Annotated in this window: 16 protein-coding genes; 5 read left to right on the top strand and 11 right to left on the bottom strand. The window is 65.2% G+C overall.

Annotation, left to right across the window (positions count from 1 at the left end; genetic code table 11):
- The 9 genes from ACN0WF_RS16145 to leuC all read right to left on the bottom strand — a co-directional run bounded on the left by ACN0WF_RS16145 (window position 1) and on the right by leuC (window position 9,022).
- Window positions 1-1,416, bottom strand: coding sequence for an MmgE/PrpD family protein (locus ACN0WF_RS16145; protein WP_417773804.1), 1,416 nt, complete (start codon window positions 1,414-1,416; stop codon window positions 1-3).
- A gap of 12 nt (window positions 1,417-1,428) precedes the next feature.
- Entirely contained in the window at window positions 1,429-2,127 is a 699-nt protein-coding gene (locus ACN0WF_RS16140; protein WP_417773803.1) for an ABC transporter ATP-binding protein, read from the bottom strand.
- A complete protein-coding gene (locus tag ACN0WF_RS16135; RefSeq protein ID WP_417773841.1) occupies window positions 2,120-2,866 on the bottom strand; it encodes an ABC transporter ATP-binding protein in 747 nt (248 codons plus the stop codon). Before ACN0WF_RS16135 ends, ACN0WF_RS16140 begins: the two co-directional genes overlap by 8 nt.
- Entirely contained in the window at window positions 2,866-3,834 is a 969-nt protein-coding gene (locus tag ACN0WF_RS16130; RefSeq protein WP_417773802.1) for a branched-chain amino acid ABC transporter permease, read from the bottom strand. Before ACN0WF_RS16130 ends, ACN0WF_RS16135 begins: the two co-directional genes overlap by 1 nt.
- Window positions 3,831-4,703, bottom strand: a complete 873-nt coding sequence (locus tag ACN0WF_RS16125; protein WP_417773801.1) for a branched-chain amino acid ABC transporter permease — start codon at window positions 4,701-4,703, stop codon at window positions 3,831-3,833. The genes ACN0WF_RS16130 and ACN0WF_RS16125 overlap by 4 nt, the downstream gene beginning before the upstream one ends.
- 78 nt (window positions 4,704-4,781) lie before the next feature.
- On the bottom strand, window positions 4,782-6,005 hold the full coding sequence (locus tag ACN0WF_RS16120) for an ABC transporter substrate-binding protein (RefSeq protein WP_417773800.1): 1,224 nt from the start codon (window positions 6,003-6,005) through the stop codon (window positions 4,782-4,784).
- A complete protein-coding gene (locus ACN0WF_RS16115; protein ID WP_417773799.1) occupies window positions 6,002-6,859 on the bottom strand; it encodes a GntR family transcriptional regulator in 858 nt (285 codons plus the stop codon). Before ACN0WF_RS16115 ends, ACN0WF_RS16120 begins: the two co-directional genes overlap by 4 nt.
- A gap of 90 nt (window positions 6,860-6,949) precedes the next feature.
- A complete protein-coding gene (gene leuD, locus ACN0WF_RS16110; RefSeq protein ID WP_417773798.1) occupies window positions 6,950-7,573 on the bottom strand; it encodes a 3-isopropylmalate dehydratase small subunit in 624 nt (207 codons plus the stop codon).
- Between the two features lie 12 nt (window positions 7,574-7,585).
- The gene (gene leuC / locus ACN0WF_RS16105; RefSeq protein WP_417773797.1) at window positions 7,586-9,022 is read right to left on the bottom strand and encodes a 3-isopropylmalate dehydratase large subunit; all 1,437 of its coding nucleotides are present in this window, start codon (window positions 9,020-9,022) and stop codon (window positions 7,586-7,588) included.
- Window positions 9,023-9,156: 134 nt separating this feature from the next.
- Here leuC and ACN0WF_RS16100 point away from each other — a divergent pair, with 134 nt between their 5' ends.
- The gene (locus ACN0WF_RS16100) at window positions 9,157-10,551 is read left to right on the top strand and encodes an FAD-dependent oxidoreductase (RefSeq protein ID WP_417773796.1); all 1,395 of its coding nucleotides are present in this window, start codon (window positions 9,157-9,159) and stop codon (window positions 10,549-10,551) included.
- 93 nt (window positions 10,552-10,644) lie between these two features.
- Window positions 10,645-12,516, top strand: coding sequence for a hypothetical protein (locus ACN0WF_RS16095; RefSeq protein WP_417773795.1), 1,872 nt, complete (start codon window positions 10,645-10,647; stop codon window positions 12,514-12,516).
- Here ACN0WF_RS16095 and ACN0WF_RS16090 read toward each other — a convergent pair.
- Both ACN0WF_RS16090 and ACN0WF_RS16085 read right to left on the bottom strand, forming a co-directional pair.
- On the bottom strand, window positions 12,404-13,432 hold the full coding sequence (locus ACN0WF_RS16090) for a hypothetical protein (RefSeq protein ID WP_417773794.1): 1,029 nt from the start codon (window positions 13,430-13,432) through the stop codon (window positions 12,404-12,406). The genes ACN0WF_RS16095 and ACN0WF_RS16090 overlap by 113 nt on opposite strands.
- A 99-nt stretch (window positions 13,433-13,531) precedes the next feature.
- The gene (locus tag ACN0WF_RS16085) at window positions 13,532-14,107 is read right to left on the bottom strand and encodes a DUF2585 domain-containing protein (RefSeq protein ID WP_417773793.1); all 576 of its coding nucleotides are present in this window, start codon (window positions 14,105-14,107) and stop codon (window positions 13,532-13,534) included.
- A gap of 192 nt (window positions 14,108-14,299) precedes the next feature.
- Here ACN0WF_RS16085 and ACN0WF_RS16080 point away from each other — a divergent pair, with 192 nt between their 5' ends.
- The 3 genes from ACN0WF_RS16080 to ACN0WF_RS16070 all read left to right on the top strand — a co-directional run bounded on the left by ACN0WF_RS16080 (window position 14,300) and on the right by ACN0WF_RS16070 (window position 18,171).
- A complete protein-coding gene (locus ACN0WF_RS16080) occupies window positions 14,300-15,934 on the top strand; it encodes a peptide chain release factor 3 (protein WP_417773792.1) in 1,635 nt (544 codons plus the stop codon).
- A 175-nt stretch (window positions 15,935-16,109) separates the two neighbouring features.
- Window positions 16,110-16,619: an NUDIX hydrolase gene (locus tag ACN0WF_RS16075; RefSeq protein ID WP_417773791.1), complete on the top strand. Its 510-nt coding sequence runs from the start codon at window positions 16,110-16,112 to the stop codon at window positions 16,617-16,619.
- A 64-nt stretch (window positions 16,620-16,683) separates the two neighbouring features.
- Window positions 16,684-18,171 carry an inorganic phosphate transporter gene (locus tag ACN0WF_RS16070; protein ID WP_417773790.1) on the top strand — a complete coding sequence of 496 codons (1,488 nt, stop codon included), beginning with the start codon at window positions 16,684-16,686 and terminating at the stop codon, window positions 18,169-18,171.
- Window positions 18,172-18,231 lie beyond the last annotated feature (60 nt).

Here is an 18,231-nt window from a genome sequence, read left to right as displayed (position 1 = left end):
TTATCGATCCTTGATCGCGGGTTCGGTCAGGAGACCGTTCAGGCCCGTAAGGTTTTCCGCCGTGTCGATCGTTTCCACGGCGGCGTGCACGCGTTCGGCATGGGTCTCGCCCCAGACCGGGGCGGCAAGGTCGCGAAACTTGGCCCGCACCTCGTCGGCGGTGAAGGGATCAACCGCATCGCCGCGGTTGGTCAGCGTCTCGCCTGAAAGCACGCGCCCATCCCGAAGGCGGACGGTGACGGCGGCCGGGCGCATGGCCGGCAGCAGGGCGGTGTAGTCGGCGTGCTCGCGCACCCGGACAATCCTTGCAAGGTCGCGAATGCGCGCATCCGATAGCGACGGCTCGCGGAAGGCGTGAACCGAGGCTTCGCCATTGACCAGCGTCGTGGCAATGGCGAAAGGCAGGGAAAACCGGGCAGCGAGGACATTGTGCGGTTCGGGACCGTCGAGCTGTGCGGCCATCGCGTAGGTCGCAACCTCGATGGACTCGATGGCTTCGGGCGCGAGTGTTCCGTTCTCGGCAACGAGCCGCACCACCACGTCGAGGGCTGCATGGGTGAAGCGACACGCCGCATGACGCTTGAAGTAGTTGCGCTCGATTTCGAAGCGCGTTCCTAGTTCCTTGGTCATTCCCGCCGGGGAGAAGCCCTCGGCGAGGATCGAGCCGTAGACGCTGCCAACGCAGTCGCGCTCGCCGGTGAAGCCGCTGGCGACGAGGTCCCAGGCGGCCATGCCGTTGCGGTTGGAGAGACCACAATAGCTGTTGCGGGCCGTCGCTCCCTCGAGCATGGCGCTGAGGCTTGCGCCAACGCTCATGGTCGCGGCGACGTTGATCGTCTCCGCGAGCCGGGTCTCGTCGGCGCCTTCCATCAGGGCGGTGGCGAAGGCCGCGCCGATGGTGCCCCATGTGCCGTGCGGATGAACGCTGGGACGCAGGCGGCAGGCCGCTCCGACGCGCGCGCCAATCTCGTAGCCTAGAATGAAGGCGGTGAGCAGCTCCGCGCCGCTGCGGCCGTTGGCCAGCGCGGTGGCCAGGGCCGCGGGCAGGACGTGAATGCCCGGATGTCCGCGTGCGAACTGATTGCCCTCGTCGAGTTCCAGTGCGGTTCCAGCAATGCCGTTGACGAAGGCCGCGTCGTCTCCACGCAGCGCGACACCGGCGCCGATGGCCGCAACCTCGCCCCGGCCGCGCCGGGCGAGGCGGCCGGCCAGCGCCGCGTTCTCGGTCTCCTGCATGCCGGCGGCCATGGCTCCGATGCAGTCGAGCATGACAAGTTTGGCCTGGGCGAGCAGCGACGGCGGCAGTTTGTCGACGGAAAAGCCGGTCGCGAAACGGGCCCAATGCGCCAGCCAGTCCGGCCGAGGTTCGGCAAGAAGTACGGAGGCGGGCACGAGGCCCGGGGAGGTCGTGGACATCGCTTGTCTCCCTTACAATCCGAGATAGGCGCGCTTGAGATCGGGATCGGCGGCGATGTCGGCGGCTGTGCCGGACATGATCACCTCGCCGTTCTCGATGATGTAGGCGCGGTTGGCGATCTCAAGCGATTGCACGACGTTCTGTTCGACGAGCATGATCGGCAGTCCTTCCGCGTTGAGCCGCCGGATCAGCGTGAACATTTCCTCCACCAGAAGCGGGGAGAGGCCGAGCGAGGGCTCATCGAGAATGAGGAGCTTCGGCTCGGCCATCATGCCGCGCCCGATGGCCAGCATCTGCTGTTCACCGCCCGAGAGCGTGCCCGCCGCCTGGGCGGAGCGTTCCCTGAGGCGGGGGAAGACCTCGTAGACATGAGCAAGGTTGCGCGCCCGGCTGGGACGCGCACGCCTGTAGCTGCCGAGTTCGAGGTTCTCTTCCACTGACATGTTGGGGAAGATCCGCCGGCCCTCGGGCACATGTATCAGGCCGGCGTCGACCGCGGCGATGGGCGAGCCGCCAAGCGTTGCACCATCGAAGGCGATGCTGCCTGATGTGACCGGCAACATGCCGGAGAGCACCTTGTTGAGCGTCGTCTTGCCGACGCCATTGGCGCCGAGCACGGCGACGATCTCGCCACTGGCGACGGAAAGATCGATGCCGCGCAACACCTCGACCGCGCCATAGCCGGCGCGCAGGTCCTTGACCTCAAGCATGTGCTTCTCCCAGCTTCGCCATCCGTTCCGCCGCACCTTTTCCGAGATAGGCTTCGATCACGGTCGGGTCGTTGCACACCTGTGCCGGCGTGCCCTCGGCGATGAGCGCACCCTGTGCCAGCACATGAACCTGCTCGCACAGGTTCATCACCGCCTGCATGACGTGCTCGATCATCAGGATCGTTACCCCGTCGTCGCGGATAGCGCGGATGACCGGCACGATGTCGCGGATCTCGGAAGGATTGAGACCGGCGAGAACCTCGTCGAGCAGCAGCAGCTTGGGCTCGGTGGCAAGCGCGCGGGCAAGCTCCAGCCGCTTGCGCCCCGCCACGGTGAGGCTCGAGGCCGGAGCCTCCAGCTCCCTCTCGAGGCCGACGCGGACGGCGACCGCGCGCGCCCGTTCGACCGCGTCCTCCGTCTTGCGGTGGCGCAGGTAGGCACCGACGGTGATGTTCTCCAGAACGTTCAGCCCGTTGAACGGCTGGACGATCTGGAAGGTGCGGGCGATGCCAAGTTCGGCGCGCTGGTGGGGGTGGAGCGCGGTGATATCGCGCTCCGACCATGAAATCCGCCCCGCGCTTGGCTTCAAGAAGCCGGCGATGATGGCAAAGAGCGTCGTCTTGCCGGCGCCATTGGGGCCGATCAGTCCGGTGATTGAGCCCTTGCCAACCCCGAAGGAGGCATTGCGCACGGCGACGAGGCCACCGAAGCGCATGGTGATGTCATCGACGCCGAGCATCATGAGGCAGCTCCCTTGGCAAGGCGCGGCGTGAAACGGCGCAGGAGGCCGAGCACGCCGCCGGAGGCGAAGGCCACGACCAGGATCAGCACAACGGCGAAGACGATGAGGTCGATACCCGGCAGGCGACCGGCGAAGCTCTTGGTCAGCTCGCCAAGCCCATGCAGGGTGAAGGCGCCGATGAGCGGGCCGAGCACGAGGCCGCGTCCGCCGACCATCGGGGCGAGCAGCGCCTCGATGGAGATCCACACGCCGAAGGCGATGGTGGAGTCCACGTAGAGGAAGTTCTGCACGTAGAGCACCCCGGCAGTCGCCGTCATCGCTCCCGACAGGCTGATTGCCTTGAGTTTCACCTTGAGCACGTCGACGCCGAGTGCGCGGGCCGCGTCCTCGTTCTCGCGCACGGCGACAAGCTGCGCGCCGAAGCGTGAGTTGGCGATGGCGCGGCTGATGACCAGCCCCGCGAAGACGAAGCCGAGCGCCAGCCAGAGGAAGGCCCCGCGGTCGGCGAACTGCATGTTGGCGAAGCCCGGGTCGAGCTTGAGCAGCAAGCCGGCCGCGCCGCCGGTCATCTCCGAGGAGTTGGCCAGGATGCGCGCGAGTTCGGCAAAGGCGAGGGTTATCAGCGCGAAGTAGGAGCCGCGCAGTCCGGCCCGGAAGCTGAGGAAGCCGATGACGAAGCCGACCGCCGCTCCCGCGCCCATCGCCGCCACCAGCGCCACCCAGGCGTTGACGCCGAAGTGCGACTGGAGGATCGCATTCGTATAGCAGCCGGTGCCGAAGAACACCGCGTGGCCGAAGGAGGTCTGGCCGGCGACGCCGCCGAGCAGGTTCCACCCCTGGGCGGCCAACGCGATGATCAGCGTCAGCACCATGAAGTTGGCCATGCTGTTGGAATGGAAGAGAGTCGGGACGAGCGCGAGCGCGACCGTGACGACGACGATTGAGAGATATCCCCGGGCCATCATGCTTTCGCTCCGAACAGTCCGGTAGGCCGCAGCAGCAGCACCAGGATGAAGATGATGAAGATGCCGATCTGTCCGAGGCTCTCGCCCAGCACCAGGCCGCTGACGCTCTCCACGACACCGATCAGGAGGCCGCCGACCATGGCGCCGGGGATCGAGCCCATGCCGCCGAGCACGACGATTGTGAAGGCGATGTTGATGAAGGCGCCGCCGACGCGCGGATTGACGTAGAAGGTCGGCATCAGCAGGCCTGCAGCAATGGCCAGCGCCGCGCAGCCTAGCCCGAAGGTCAGCGCGTAGATGTGCCGCACATCGATCCCCATCAGGCTGGCGCCGAACTTCTCCTTGGCGACCGCACGGATGGCCTTGCCGGCATCCGTGCGACTCATCACGAACCAGAAGAGCGCGGTTACGGCGAGAGATCCGGCGAAGCCGACGAGCTTGGGCGTGGAGATGAGGAACGGTCCCGCCTCGACGACGGAGAACGAGAAGTCGGAGGAGATGGCGCGCGTGTCCGAGCCGAAGCCGGCCAGCAGGGCGTTCTCGATAAGGATCGACAGCCCAAGCGTGATCAGCAGGATGTTGCCTTCGTCGCCCTTGGAGGCAGGGCCGATGACAAAGCGCTGGAGGCCATAGCCGAGCCCGAAGAAGACGGGAGCCAGAACGAGGATCGACACGTAGGGGTCTACGCCGAAGAGGACGTTGAGGCTCCAGACCGCGAACATGGCACTGGCGAGCAGCGTTCCGTGCGCGAAATTGATGATGTGGAGCACGCCGTAGACCAGCGTCAGGCCGAGGGCGATCATCGCGTAGATGGCGCCCGTCAAAAGCCCGTTGATCATCGCCTCGATGATAATGATGGGAGAGTACATTTTGCGTTCCGCTGCCTGGAGTACGGCGACGGATCGCGGATCCGGCCATGTGGCCGGGCCCGCGATCCTGTGGCGACGTCAGCCGTTGGCGGGGAAGATCGGCTTGGCGTTGGAGAACTCCTCCGGATAGACGACGCGAATGTCGCCCTCCTGCACCTGGGTCGAGACCGGCGCCGCGCCTGTGTTCTGTCCGTTGACGAACTTGGTCGGGCCATAGGGCATCAGGTGATCGGAGAAGGTCGAGCTCGCGAGGGCCTCGATGATCTTGCCCCGGTCGCTCGAGGCCGCGCGCTCGATGGCGTCGGCGAGAAGCGCCACGCAGGAGTAGTTGAGCGGCGTGTTGTAGTTGTAGGTCGAGCCCTGCTTCTCGACGCGCTCCTTGAGAAGCTGCGACTTCTTGCTGCGCGGATCCGGCCAGTGGTTGCAGTCCATGATACCGTTGGCGGCTTCGGGGAACTCGGCGACGAAGCGGCGGTTGGAGGCGGCTCCGTTGAGAACCGCGTAGACGCCCATCGGGCGCACGCGCTGCTGCTGCATGGTGCGGGCGAGGAGAACCGTCTCGCCGTAGTAGGTGCTCGGAATGACGAGGTCCGGCTTCAGCGAGCGCAGGCGAAGCGCGACGTTCGACAGGTCGCGCGACGGCGTCGGAATGGCGATCTCTTCGACGATCTCGAAGCCGTACTTCGGCAGTTCCGTCGACATCAGCTTCGCGAGGCCGGAACCGAACAGGCCGTCCTCATGGACGAGCGCGACGGTCTTTGCCGGCTTGCCGGCGGCCTCGTTGATGCGAACGAGATTCTCGATTGCCGTCTTGGTGCAGATCGAGAAGCCCGGCGCGAAGCGGAACGTGTTCTTGAGACCGCGGCTGATGATCTGGTCGGAGACGCCGACGTCGACGATATAGGGCAGGTCGTAGCGCGAGGCAGCCTGCGAGGCGGCCAGGGCGATCGGCGAGGCGAAGCCGCCGACAACGGCGACGACGCCCTCTTCCTGCATGCGTTCCACTTCCTGGGCACCAGCCTCGGGGGTGGAGCGGGCGTCGCCGAAGATCATCTCGATCTTGGCACCGCCGAGCGATTTGATGCCGCCAGCCTCGTTGATGTCGGAAATGGCAAGTTCGGCGCCGAGCCGGCCGAAGCCGCCGTCTTGCGCCAGGGCGCCGGTCACGGGCTGAAGAATGCCGACCTTGATCGGTGCGGGTTCTGCCGCGCGCAGCACGCCGGGTGCCGCAAGTGTGGCGAGGGCGGCGGCGCCGCCCTTCAGGATGGTTCGGCGTCGGATAGATGTTTCAAGAAACTTCATGGCTTGGTTCTCCTCGAAGGTGATGGTTTTTCCGCGCCGGTCTTCTTCTTCTTGTTCTTGGCGTTCGGTGTGTTCCGGCTTGCAAGCCGAAAGGTGTCGGCCGCTTTCCAGCGACGGGCGCCGTCGTCGCCCGTGCGCGTCAGCTCCATGTTGAAAGAGTAGCGGTCGGGCCGGTAGAGGGCCTGCAGATGCTCGATGCCACGGCCGTTCTCTTCGAAGACGACGCGCGTCATCGATAGCAGTGCGGCGCCGATCTCCAGATCGAGCGCGGAGGCGACCTCCGGCCCGGCGAGCGTGGCTCCGATGATCTGCTGCGCCTTGTCGGCGACCAGTCCGGAACGCTCGAGCAGCTCCAGAAGCGGGGTCGAGGCAAGATCGCTTTCCGAATAGGAGATGCCGATCCGCTCGGGAACATGGGTGACGAGGTAGGAGAAGGGCTGCCCGTCGATCAGGCGCACGCGGATCGACCGTTGCAGCCGCTCGTTCGGCTCGAGCTTCAATTCCTCGGCCATCGCCGGAGTGGCGTTCACATAGGAAAAGGAAATCAGCCGCACGTCCGTCTGCCGCCCCATCTCGACGAGATGCGACAGCGCGTTGGCAAGGTCCGCCACGACCGGCATCTGCGCCGGCTTCGCGCTGACGAAGGTGCCGGATCCCGGCCGTCGCTCGATCATGCCGTCGCTGGCAAGCTTGTCGAGCGCGCGGCGCACGGTGACGCGCGAGACGCCGTGCTCCTGGGCAAGGTTGGGTTCACTTGGCAGGCGGGCGCTGTCGGCAACCTCGCCGCTCAGTATCTGCTCCCTGAGCAGGAGATAGAGACGACGTGCCTTGAGGGGTTCGATCGCGGCGGACATGTCCTTCTCTCCTGTTTTATGCTTAAGACATGTTCTGTCTTATTGAGAATACAGATCGCATAGTTTGTCAATGTCGTGACATCTGAAATTTCAAGGCGCGTCCGGCTGTCGCGGCACGAGCCAGGGACGTGCCGCCGCGTCGCGCTCCTGAAAGGAAGCGATCTCGGCGGCGTGGCTTTTTGTCAGGTCGATGTCATCCCAGCCATTGAGCAATTTCGTGCGCCAGACTGGATCGATGCGGAACGACACGGACAGTCCGCCGATGCGGATGCGGGTGGCCTGGAGATCGACGGTCGCCGCCAGCGTGCCGTCCTGCAGGGCGCGGAGAAGGGCCTCTCCGTCCTCTTCCGAGACCGTCGCCGGCAGCAGGCCGTTGTTGACCGAGTTGGATGCGAAGATGTCGCCGAAGGACGGGGCGATGACGCAGGCGATGCCGTAGTCGACCAGCGCATAGACCGCGGCCTCGCGTGATGATCCGCTGCCGAAGTTGCGGCGGGTGACCAGAATTCGCGCGCCGGTCCTGTCGGGACTGTTGAGCGGGCAGTCGGCCAGTGCGTGGCCCTGCGTGTCGAAGCGCAGATCGTGCAACAGATAGTCGCCATAGCCATCGGCCCGTGATCGCTTCATGAAGCGGGCGGGAATGAGCTGGTCCGTGTCGACGCTCGACAGGGGCAGCGGGCAGGCGGTGGCGGTCAAGGTCGTGAAGGGCTGCATGGCGGGCTCTCCTCAATCCTGTGGAAGCTTGCGTGCGCCGACCAGCGGGCGCATGTCGGCGAGATGACCGGTGACGGCGGCCGCCGCCGCCATGGCCGGGGACATCAGGTGGGTGCGGCTGCCGGGCCCTTGCCGGCCCCGGAAATTGCGGTTGGTCGTTGACGCGCAACGCTCGCCAGGGCGTACGAGGTCGCCGTTCATGCCCACGCACATGGAGCAGCCGGCATCAACCCATTCCAGTCCAGCATCGCGGAAGATGCGGTCGAGGCCTTCCTCCTCCGCCTGGCGTTTCACGGGCGCGGATCCTGGGGAGACCAGGCCTGGCACCCTCGCCTTGTGTCCCGTCAGCACGGCCGCCGCCGCCCGCAGATCCTCGATGCGGCTGTTTGTGCAAGAGCCGATGAAGACCCGGTCGACGGCAATGTCGGTAAGTTTCTGCCCGGCGGTAAGCCCCATGTAGTCGAGCGCCTCGCGGACGTGCGCCGCGCGGGCAGGATCGGAAATTCGGTCGGGGTCGGGCACTGTGCCGGTGATCGGCGAGGCATCCTCCGGGCTGATGCCCCAGGTAACGACGGGGGCGATTTCGCTGCCCGCCAGACTCACCTCCCGATCGAAGGGGGCATCCGTGTCGCTCGCAAGCGTCAGCCAGTGCGCCGTCGCCTGTTCGAAAAGCGCGCCGGACGGCGCGTAGGGACGGCCGCGCAGGTAGTCGATAGTGGTCGCGTCGGGAGCGATCATGCCGCAGCGTCCGCCCGCCTCGATCGAGAGGTTGCACAGTGTCATGCGGCCTTCCATCGAGAGCCCGGTGATGGCGTCGCCGGCATATTCGATGGCATGGCCGGCGGCACCGTCCGCGCCGATGCGGGCAATGATCGACAGCGCGATGTCCTTGGCCGAAACGCCTGGCGAAAGCTTGCCGTCGACCGTGATGCGCATCCGCTTCGGCTTTTTCTGCCACAGGGTCTGCGTCATGAGAACGTGGGCAACCTCGGAGGCGCCGATCCCGAAGGCGATGGAGCCGAAGGCGCCATGGGTGGCGGTATGGCTGTCGCCGCAGACGATGGTGAGGCCGGGAAGCGTGATCCCCTGCTCAGGGCCGACCACATGGACGATGCCTTGCGCTGGGTCGTCGAGACCGAAGAGCCGCAGGCCGTGATGGCGGGCATTGCCCCGCAACTGTTCGATCATGCCGCGGATCGCCGGGTCGACCTTCGTCAGGTCATGCGTGCGTGTGGGGACGTAGTGATCCTCGATGCCGAAGGTGAGGTCAGGGCGAAAGACGGAGGCGCTGCGCTCCTTCAGCTTGTTGAAGGCGTGAAACGAACCTTCATGCAACAGGTGCCGGTCGATCCACAGCAGGCACTGCCCGCTGTCGCCTTCCGTGACCACGTGGCTGTCGAAGACCTTGTCGAAAAGCGTCCTGGCTCCCGATTGCCCTGGCTTGGCCATGCCTTGCTCCTTCCCCGGCTACGCACCGAAATTAGCGCACGACGCGCTGTCTGAATCAAATCTTGTTTTAAAAGTAATACAGATTATTGTTTTCGAAAAACGTCAGGTAGCTGTCTGAAGAGGGTGAAGGTCGCATGTCACAGGTGTCCCGGGTCGAGGGGAAGGGGTTTGAGTTCGAGGTTCCGGTGGTCATTGTTGGCGCCGGTGCGGCGGGTCTTGTTGCGGCCCTTGCCGCACACGAGGCCGGGGCCGACGTACTGGTCCTGGAGCGAGATCCGCTGCCGCGTGGCTCCACGGCGCTGTCGGCAGGGCTGATACCCGCGCCGGGCACCCGCTTCCAGAAGGCCGCCGGCATCCAGGACAGTCCAGAGCTTTTCGCGCGCGATATCATGGCCAAGGCCCATGGCGAGCCCGATGCAGGTCTGGTCTCACTTGTGGCCGAAACCGTTGGGCCGGCGATCGAATGGCTCGCCGACCGGCACGGGCTGAATTTTTCGGTAATCGAGGATTTCACCTATCCGGGCCACTCGGCGCGACGGATGCACGGGCTGCCTTCGCGGTCCGGTGAGGAACTGATCGACGCGCTGCGACAGGCGGTAGAGAACGCTGGCATCGAGGTGCTGTGCGACGCCCATGTGACCGATCTCTATGCCGATGGAAGCGGCCGCGTGCGCGGTCTGGCCTTCGCCCGTCCCGACGGAGCACGGGATGAGGTCGGTTGCGCTCGCCTCGTCCTGGCCTGCAACGGCTATGGCGGCAACAAGGCACTGGTCGCTGAACACATTTCCTCGCTGTCCGGCGCGCTCTACTTCGGCCACGAGGGGAACCAGGGCGACGCACTGGTCTGGGGCGAGGCGCTGGGCGCTTCGACCCGGCATCTCAATGGCCATCAGGGTCATGGCTCGGTGGCGCATCCCGCCGGTATCCTGATCTCCTGGGCGACCGTCACCGAGGGGGGCTTTCAGGTGAATAGCGCGGGTGAGCGGTTTTCCAACGAGGCGAAAGGCTATTCCGAGCAGGCGGCGGAAGTGCTGCGCCAGCCCGCTGGCCTTGCCTTCACCGTCTTCGATGCGCGCATTGCCGGCATCGTTCGTCAGTTCGAGGACTACCGGCGGGCCGAGGCCATGGGCATCGTCTTGTCGGGTGCGAGCCCGGAAGAGCTGGCCGAGCGGATGAACGTTCCGGCGGCAGCCCTGAAGGAGAGCTTTGCCGACGTCGCGCGGGCCAAGACGGAGGGCGCGGTCGACCGATTCGGCCGGAGTTTCGAGGGCGTCGCGCAGCTCGAGGGGCCCTTCCATGCGGTACGGGTGACGGGGGCGTTGTTCCACACACAGGGCGGTCTCGTGGTCGACGAGACAGCGCGCGTCATCGGACAGGGAGGCGAGGCACTGCCCAACCTCTATGCCGTCGGCGGGGCCGCTTGCGGGGTCTCGGGAAATGACGCTTCAGGCTATCTGTCCGGTAACGGTCTGCTCACGGCCGTTGCCCTCGGTCTTGTCGCCGGTCGGGCTGCGGGAACGCAGGGCTAGCAGGACTGGCGTCGCCTTGCCCCTTTTCCTTGCCTTGGCCTTGTCCGGCGTGGTCAAAGGCCTCAAGTGAAATTGGGCCGGGTAGCGCGGAACATGACAAGCACAGGCAGGACCGGTGCCGGGACGAATTGCACGATAGCGACCGGCTCGGACGCGCGTTTCGCCCGCACGCTCTTTCAGCTTCTGACGAACCTGAAGCGGTGCCGTGTGTGCGAGAGCGCCCGCGTCCTCGTTTACGATCTTGGCCTCTCGAATGAAGACCGCGCCTTGATCGCGGCCCGCTTCCCCTTCGCCGAGGTCATTCGTTTCCCGTTTGCCGACCACCCGCCGCATGTGGCGGTTGCGGCGGGCACCTATGCCTGGAAGCCTCTGGCCATTGCCGACGCGGCGGAGCGTTTTGGCGGGCACCTCTTCTGGTTCGACAGCGCGACGCTCCTTCGTGCGGATCTGTCCGAGCCACTGTCGGTTCTGGCCCAAAATGGCAGCTACACGCTGAAGGGGCAGGCGAACCTGAGCGAGCGCTGCCTGCCGGAGGTTCTGACCTATCTGCGGGTGGAGCCGGAGTTCCTCGACCGGCAGATCCGGATCGGCGGGCTGCTGGGGTTCGATCTGGAGCGGGCAGCGGTGCGACGGCTTGTCGAGGACTGGGCCCGGCTTGCAGGTGATCCGCTTGCCTTCCGCCCGGCGACGCCCCGCCACAACGCCGACCAGACGGTGCTGACCATCCTGCTCTTGAGGGCAGAGGCCGCGGGCGATCTGGTTCTCAATGGCGACGACGTCGACATTTCCTCGCCCCGACCGATACGCTGGGCGAGCACGCGCAACAAGATCACCCCGAACCGTCCATCCTGGACCGACCCGCTGCAACGCCTCTGGCATCGGCTCTACAAGGCGGGAGATCGGGCCAACCTGCGCTGGCAGGACTTTTATCGCCGGCGTTTGCTCGGCCTGCATCGCCTTCCCAAGGAGCATTTTCAGGTTTTCGTCATGCGCTCCGGCGACATCCGGCCAACGGCTGTTTCCGCACCTGCATTCAGCTATTACGCGGACCCGTTCCTGCGCCGGATCGATGGGCGGCTATGGCTCTTCGTCGAGGAATTCGAGTATCTTGAGCAACGCGGACGTCTGGTTGCCATGGAACTGGACGAGGCGTTGAAGCCGGGCCCGCCGGTGCCGGTGCTGCCGATCCGCGAACATGCGTCCTATCCCTTCCTGTTCGAGGTCGGTGGCGTGCTCCACATGTTGCCGGAGACCTGCGCCATGGGCGCGCTCGATCTTTACCGGTGCGAGCGGTTTCCCGACAAATGGCGCCGCGTGCGCCGGATGAAGGGGAGCACGAATGCGGTGGATGCGGTGATCTTCAAGGAGGGCGGCGGCTGGCGCCTTGTCCTGTGCGAGAAGCCGGAAGGAGCAGATGGCGCACGTACGCTTGCAGTCTACCATATGGACGATCCGGCGACGGGCGGTCTTGTCGCCGATCCGGTCAATGCAAAGGGGATCTTCGCCGACGGCTCGCACGGGCTCGGCCGGGGCGCCGGGGATGTCTTCGCCGACGCGGAGGGACCCATGCGGGTCATGCAGAACAACCGGAGCTACTACGGCCAGGCGGTGGAGGTGCGGCGCATCGGCCTCGACGCCGACGGGGCCTATCTGGAAACACCTGTCGGCGATGAACACCCGCTTGCGGAATTCGCGCGACTGACTTCACCGCATCACGTCTCGATGGCGGGCGATTGTGTCGCCTTCGATCTTCGCACCCGGCTGGGATTCGTCTCGGGCATTCCCTGGCTTGGGCGCAGGCTGAGTGGGCTGGACCCTGCGGCGAAGCGTTTCCTGTCCGGCGAACGCGCGATTACGGACGCGCTTGCCCGGCTTCTGCCGGAGCTTGTTGCCCAGGTGCGCCCGCTCGACGGGAGGCCGCAGCATGACCTCCGACTGTCCAGCGATCTGCCAGATGGCGGATGACGATGGTGTTGTTGCGGCTTTCCGGCGTTCCCTCGCCCCTGTTGACGAGGCCGAGGCTCGACGCGCGGTAGTGTTCCCGCCGGCTCCACTGCTGGAAGCCGGCGCGCTTCGCCGGAACCACGAACTTGCGGGCGCGGCAGAAGCCCGAAATCCATACATCGTCGACGAAGAACGCCTCGCGCGGAGCACCCTCATGCGCGAGCATCGCCTGAAGTTCCGGGAAGAAGCGCGGACGCACCAGATAGCCTGAGAACCCTTGGAGGATGTCGATCTCGAAGGGCTTGCGCAGGCGGCGCGCGCGCACCGGAGCTGGCGGTTGCAGGTAGAGATTGCTGCGGATCGTCGTTGGCCGGTCGATAAAGTCCTCCGGTACCACCCAGCCCGACAGGCCGAAGGCGCTGTCAGGATCCGCGTCGGCCGCCGCCGCGAGCGTTTCGAGGAAGCGTGGCGGATAGATGCGGTCGTCGTCGACCACGACGACGGGGGCGTCGGCTTCAACGCAGGGGAGGGTCGGAAAGAGCTTTGTCGCCGGGCCGGAGTCATCGCAGCGTACGATCTTGACCGTTTCGAGTTTCTCGAGCCATGAGGGGATCTCGTAGGCGCAATCCTCGCGGCGGGAATGATGAGGCACGTTGAGGCGGATTTCGGCCGGTGCCAGCGATTGGTCGAGCAAGCTCTTCAGCGTCATGTCGAGAAGGCCGATGCGGCTCGGGATCGTTGTCAGCGTCATGACGAGCGGGCTCTTCGCGCGCGCCGCCACCTTGCGGTCGAGATCGCCAAGGTCCGCGCGCGCGAGGCGCGCGGCGCGGATCATGTCGGCAACCAGCGTCTCCCCCTCGAAGAAATCATGAGCGGCGATGGCAGTCGCGGCCCCACCGCAGATCGCGGCAAGGGATAGAGGGACGAGCAGGGACATCGAGACAGATCCGCCTGTTGAAGAGGGGCGGACAGTCGCCGGGGCGCTCCGACGTGTCAAGACACGCGGCGAGGCGCGGGGCTGAGCGTCCGGTGCTGCTCAGATACCTGCGGCCGACTGCCAGTCCCGGATCGCGTCGAGCGGCCAGACGAGCATGATGATATTGAGGGTGAGATTGTCGCGAATGACCGCGGCGACGACAATTTCCATGGCGAGCGCCAGCACGACGGTCAGCCACACAGGCAGGCGCAGCGCCAGCCAGAACCCGACCAGCATCCAGATGACGTCGAACACGGAGTTGAGAACACTGTCGCCGGTGTAGCCGACCGCAATGGTCGCCTCGCGGTAGCGGTCGATGATCCAGGGGCTGTTCTCGAGGATTTCCCAAGCGGCTTCGATGACGATGGAGCCGACCGCCCGCCATCCCATGGAAAGGCGCGGCGTTGCCAGATGGAAGAGGCCGTAGAACAGCATGCCGTGGATGATGTGGGAGAAGGTGTACCAGTCCGAGATGTGCTGGGAGTTGTCCGAGGAAGTGACATCTCCCGTCCACAACTTGACCTCCCCGCAGGTGCAAATCGGCACGCGACCCATGGCAAGCAGGATTGCGGCGGTGAGCGCGAGCAGGGCGACCGCTGTCGCGAGGGGGGCAAGCGTCTTTCCGGTCGGCGTCATCTGGCTTTTGTCTCCGGCGGCGGGCAGGGGCGGCAAGCCATAGCGTGGCCGGCGCGCTGCGGCAATCCGCATCCGCTCTGGCGTTTTGGCCCCGCTTCCACTAGATCTCTGCGCGAAGCAGCGCCCTGCCGGCTCGGCGGGCTGCGCCACGAATTCCAGAACGCCAGGCCCAGATGCGGCCAAGGAGACGGCATGAGCCTGACCGATACGCAAAGCCCGGCCGCCACCGGCGGCGCGGACACGCCCTATCTTTCCCGGCGAACCTTCGCCATCATCTCGCATCCGGATGCGGGCAAGACCACGCTGACGGAAAAGTTGCTGTTTTCGGGCGGCGCCATCCGTGCAGCCGGGCAGGTGCGCGCGCGAGGCGAACGCCGCCGCGCACGTTCGGACTGGATGAAGATCGAGCAGGAGCGCGGCATCTCGGTGTCATCCTCCGTGATGACCTTCGAGCGCGACGGCATCACCTTCAACCTGCTCGACACGCCAGGTCACGAGGACTTCTCCGAGGACACCTATCGCACGCTGACGGCCGTCGACGCGGCGATCATGGTCATCGACGCCGCCAAGGGCATCGAGACGCAGACACGCAAGCTCTTCGAGGTTTGTCGGCTGCGCGACATCCCGATCATCACCTTCGTCAACAAGATCGACCGCGAGGGCCGCCATCCGCTGGAGGCGCTCGACGAGATCCAGGAAGCGCTTGCCCTTGACGTGTCGCCGATGACCTGGCCGGTGGGCATGGGCTCTGACTTCTTCGGCGTCTACGACTGGCGCAACAAGCGCTTCCTCACCTCCAGCGAGGGGCGCGGTCAGCGCTTTGACACCGTCCGCGAGGTCACAGGTCTCGACGATCCGATCCTCACCGATACGGTTTTCGAGAACGTGATGGCGGAACTGGAGGAGAACGTCGAACTCGGCGCGGAAGCCTATCCGGCCTTTGACCGCGAGGCCTTTCTCGAGGGCCATATGACGCCTGTCTTCTTCGGGTCGGCGCTGCGCGACTACGGTGTCGAGGAGATCATCGAGTTCATCGCCGGCTTTGGCCCGGCGCCGCATGCCCAGCCGGCGACTCTGCGGGTCATTCGGCCGGACGAGCCCAAGGTGACCGGCTTCGTGTTCAAGGTGCAGGCCAACATGGACCCCAAGCACCGCGATCGCATCGCTTTCGTGCGCTTGTGTTCGGGCACCTTCAAGCGCGGCATGAAGCTGAAGCATGTGCGCGCGGGCAAGACCATCGCGGTTTCCGCCCCGATCTTCTTCTTCGCCGAGGAGCGCGAACTCGCCGAGACGGCCTATCCCGGCGATGTCATTGGTGTACCCAACCACGGTCAGTTGCGCGTCGGCGATACGCTCAGCGAGGGCGAGGAGATCCACGTCACCGGACTTCCGGCCTTCGCGCCCGAGGTCCTGCGGCGCGTGCGCCTCAGCGACACGATGCGCGTCAAGCAGATGCGTCAGGGCCTGATGGATCTCGCGGAAGAGGGGCTTGTGCAGATCTTCAAGCCGCAGATCGGCTCGAACTGGATCGTCGGTGTCGTCGGCGTCCTGCAGCTTGACGTGGTGGTTGACCGTCTTTCTACTGAATACAGCACCGATATCGGTTTTGACCTTGTTCCCTACAGCACGGCGCGTTGGGTCGAGTGCGACGACGAACTTGTTCTGAAGAAGTTTCTCGAGACGAATCGCGGTAGCCTGGCACAGGATCGCGATGATCGACCCGTATTCCTCTTCAAGAATGCTTGGGAAGTTTCCTACATCGGTGAGAAAAATCCTGATATTCGCTTCCGTGAAACCCGCGAAATCGTTCATTTCCCTGAGAGTTGACGGTTTTCGGAACGTGGGGCACGCGCAGGGTTCGCGGAGTGAGGCGTAATATGTGCGCCTTTCACTTGCGGATTCACCTAGATTGAACTATCTAGAAGATCGATTGCACAGCTTAGCTGGCGCAATTGATTCCGCCAACTCCCGTTTCGACTTAATGAGCAGGAGGGCTCATGTCGTGGCCCTTACCGACGCCTCCTTTCCGAAGCTGACCCTCCGGCTCGACCGCGTGCTGGAGACGCTACGGCTGTGGCTGGGTGGAAAGCCGTGCGCCGTGCAGGTCGCGGCATTGCCCTGGCGTCGGCGTTTGGATGGTGGTGTTGAGATTCTGCTGGCAACCAGTCGGGATACAGGGCGTTGGGTTCTGCCCAAGGGCTGGCCGCACAAGAAGCTGTCGCTTGCTGGCTCCGCCGCACAGGAGGCCTGGGAAGAGACAGGGTTCACCGGCGTCATTGGCGAGCGTGCGCTCGGCAGTTTCTTCTATCTCAAGGGCCTCGACAACGGCCTGGACCGTCGCGTGCGGGTGCAGGTGTTCGCGTTGCGTGTGAGCGGGCAGGCCGATGACTGGCCGGAGAAGGGACAGCGCGAGATGCGCTGGTTCCGCCCGGAAGAGGCTGCGGACTTTGTCCAGGAGCCTGAGCTTTCCGCGTTGCTGCGTAACAAGGCTGTCTTCGAACGGCTGGTATGATGCAACGGTTTGCCTGCAAGCGGAGCGGGCCGTTCTCCCGACTTGCCTGCAGCCGGAATTCGCAATGACCCTTCACAAACCCCGCCGAACCACCCTAGACAAGGATCTCGACAAGTTCACCTATGTCGAGGAGGCCACCGCATTCCTGTCGCGCTCACGTATCGCGCTGGGAGTGGGGGCTCTGTTTCTGGTCGCGACGACGGCGGCCGGGGCGGTCTTCTTTTCCGGTCATCCGCATGTCCTGATGCTGACGCTGGCGCTGGCTATCGGTGGCTACATGGCGCTGAATATCGGCGCCAATGACGTCTCCAACAACATGGGGCCGGCAGTTGGCGCGCGCGCCATGACGATGGGGGGAGCATTGCTCCTGGCCGCAGTCTGCGAGGCCGCTGGCGCGCTTCTGGTCGGCAGCAATGTGGTTGCGACGATTTCCTCCCGCTTGCTCGATGTCTCCGCCTTCTCCTCGCCTCCCGCCTTCGCGCTGGCGATGATGAGCGCGCTCGTCGCTGCCGCCGTCTGGATCAACGTTGCGACGCTGATCGGCGCGCCGGTCTCCACCACCCACGCGGTGGTCGGCGGCGTCGTCGGGGCAGGCATCGGCGCGGCAGGCACTGTCGCGGTGGAAACCGGCACGCTGGTCGCCATCGCCTTTTCCTGGCTGGTGACGCCGGTGATCGGCGGCATCTGCGCCGCCTTGCTGCTTGCGGCCATCAAGGCCGGAATTTCGGAGCGTGAAGACAAGATCGGTGCCGCGCGGTGCTGGTTGCCGGTGCTTTTCGGCGTGATGTCGGGAACATTCGTGCTCTATCTCCTGACTGTCGCTCCGCCCGCGACCCTGGACCTGTCCTCGTCTGCCTCCGCCGGTCTTGCCGCATTGGCGGCGCTATGCGGCGGCGGGCTATCGGTTCCGCTGGTTCGGGCAAGCGCACGGGGGTTGGAGAACCGCAACCAGTCCCTGCGTCAGCTCTTCCGCGTGCCGCTGATCGCGGCGGCGGCGATCCTGTCTTTCGCGCATGGCGCCAACGACGTCGCCAATGCGGTCGGTCCGGTTGCCGCGATCTTCACGGCTCTTCAGTTCGCGCCTTCGGCGTTGCCGGGCGGCTCCGGCCTTCCAGTGCTTGCCATTGCTGCCGTCGGCATATCGTTTGGCATCATGCTTTTCGGCCCCCGGCTGGTGCGCATGGTCGGCGAGCGCATCACCCGGCTCAATCCGATTCGAGGTTTCTGCGTGGTGCTTGCCACCGCATCGGTCGTGCTTGTGGCAAGCGCGCTTGGCCTGCCGGTCTCCTCGACTCATATCGCCGTCGGCGCTGTGTTCGGTGTTGGCTTCTTCCGCGAATGGTCGACCAACCGCGCCAGAGTGCGCAGTGTGATCGGGATGGAGCCGGAGGCGAACGTCGGTTTTCGGCGTCGTTGGCGGCGGGAAGCTGCTGATATGCGGCGGCGCCGTCTGGTGCGTCGCGCCCATGTTCTGACCATCGTCACCGCTTGGATGGTGACCGTTCCGGCAAGCGCTCTTCTGGCCGCCGTCATCCATTATCTGCTTGCGTGAACCCGACACCAGCCGCAATTTTGACGCGTTCCCGACAGATGGAATGGCCATGGACAGCAG

It is taken from the genome of Stappia sp. (genome assembly GCF_048268045.1).
In the GTDB taxonomy this organism is placed as follows: domain Bacteria; phylum Pseudomonadota; class Alphaproteobacteria; order Rhizobiales; family Stappiaceae; genus Stappia.
This window is presented reverse-complemented; position numbering and strand designations above follow the sequence as displayed.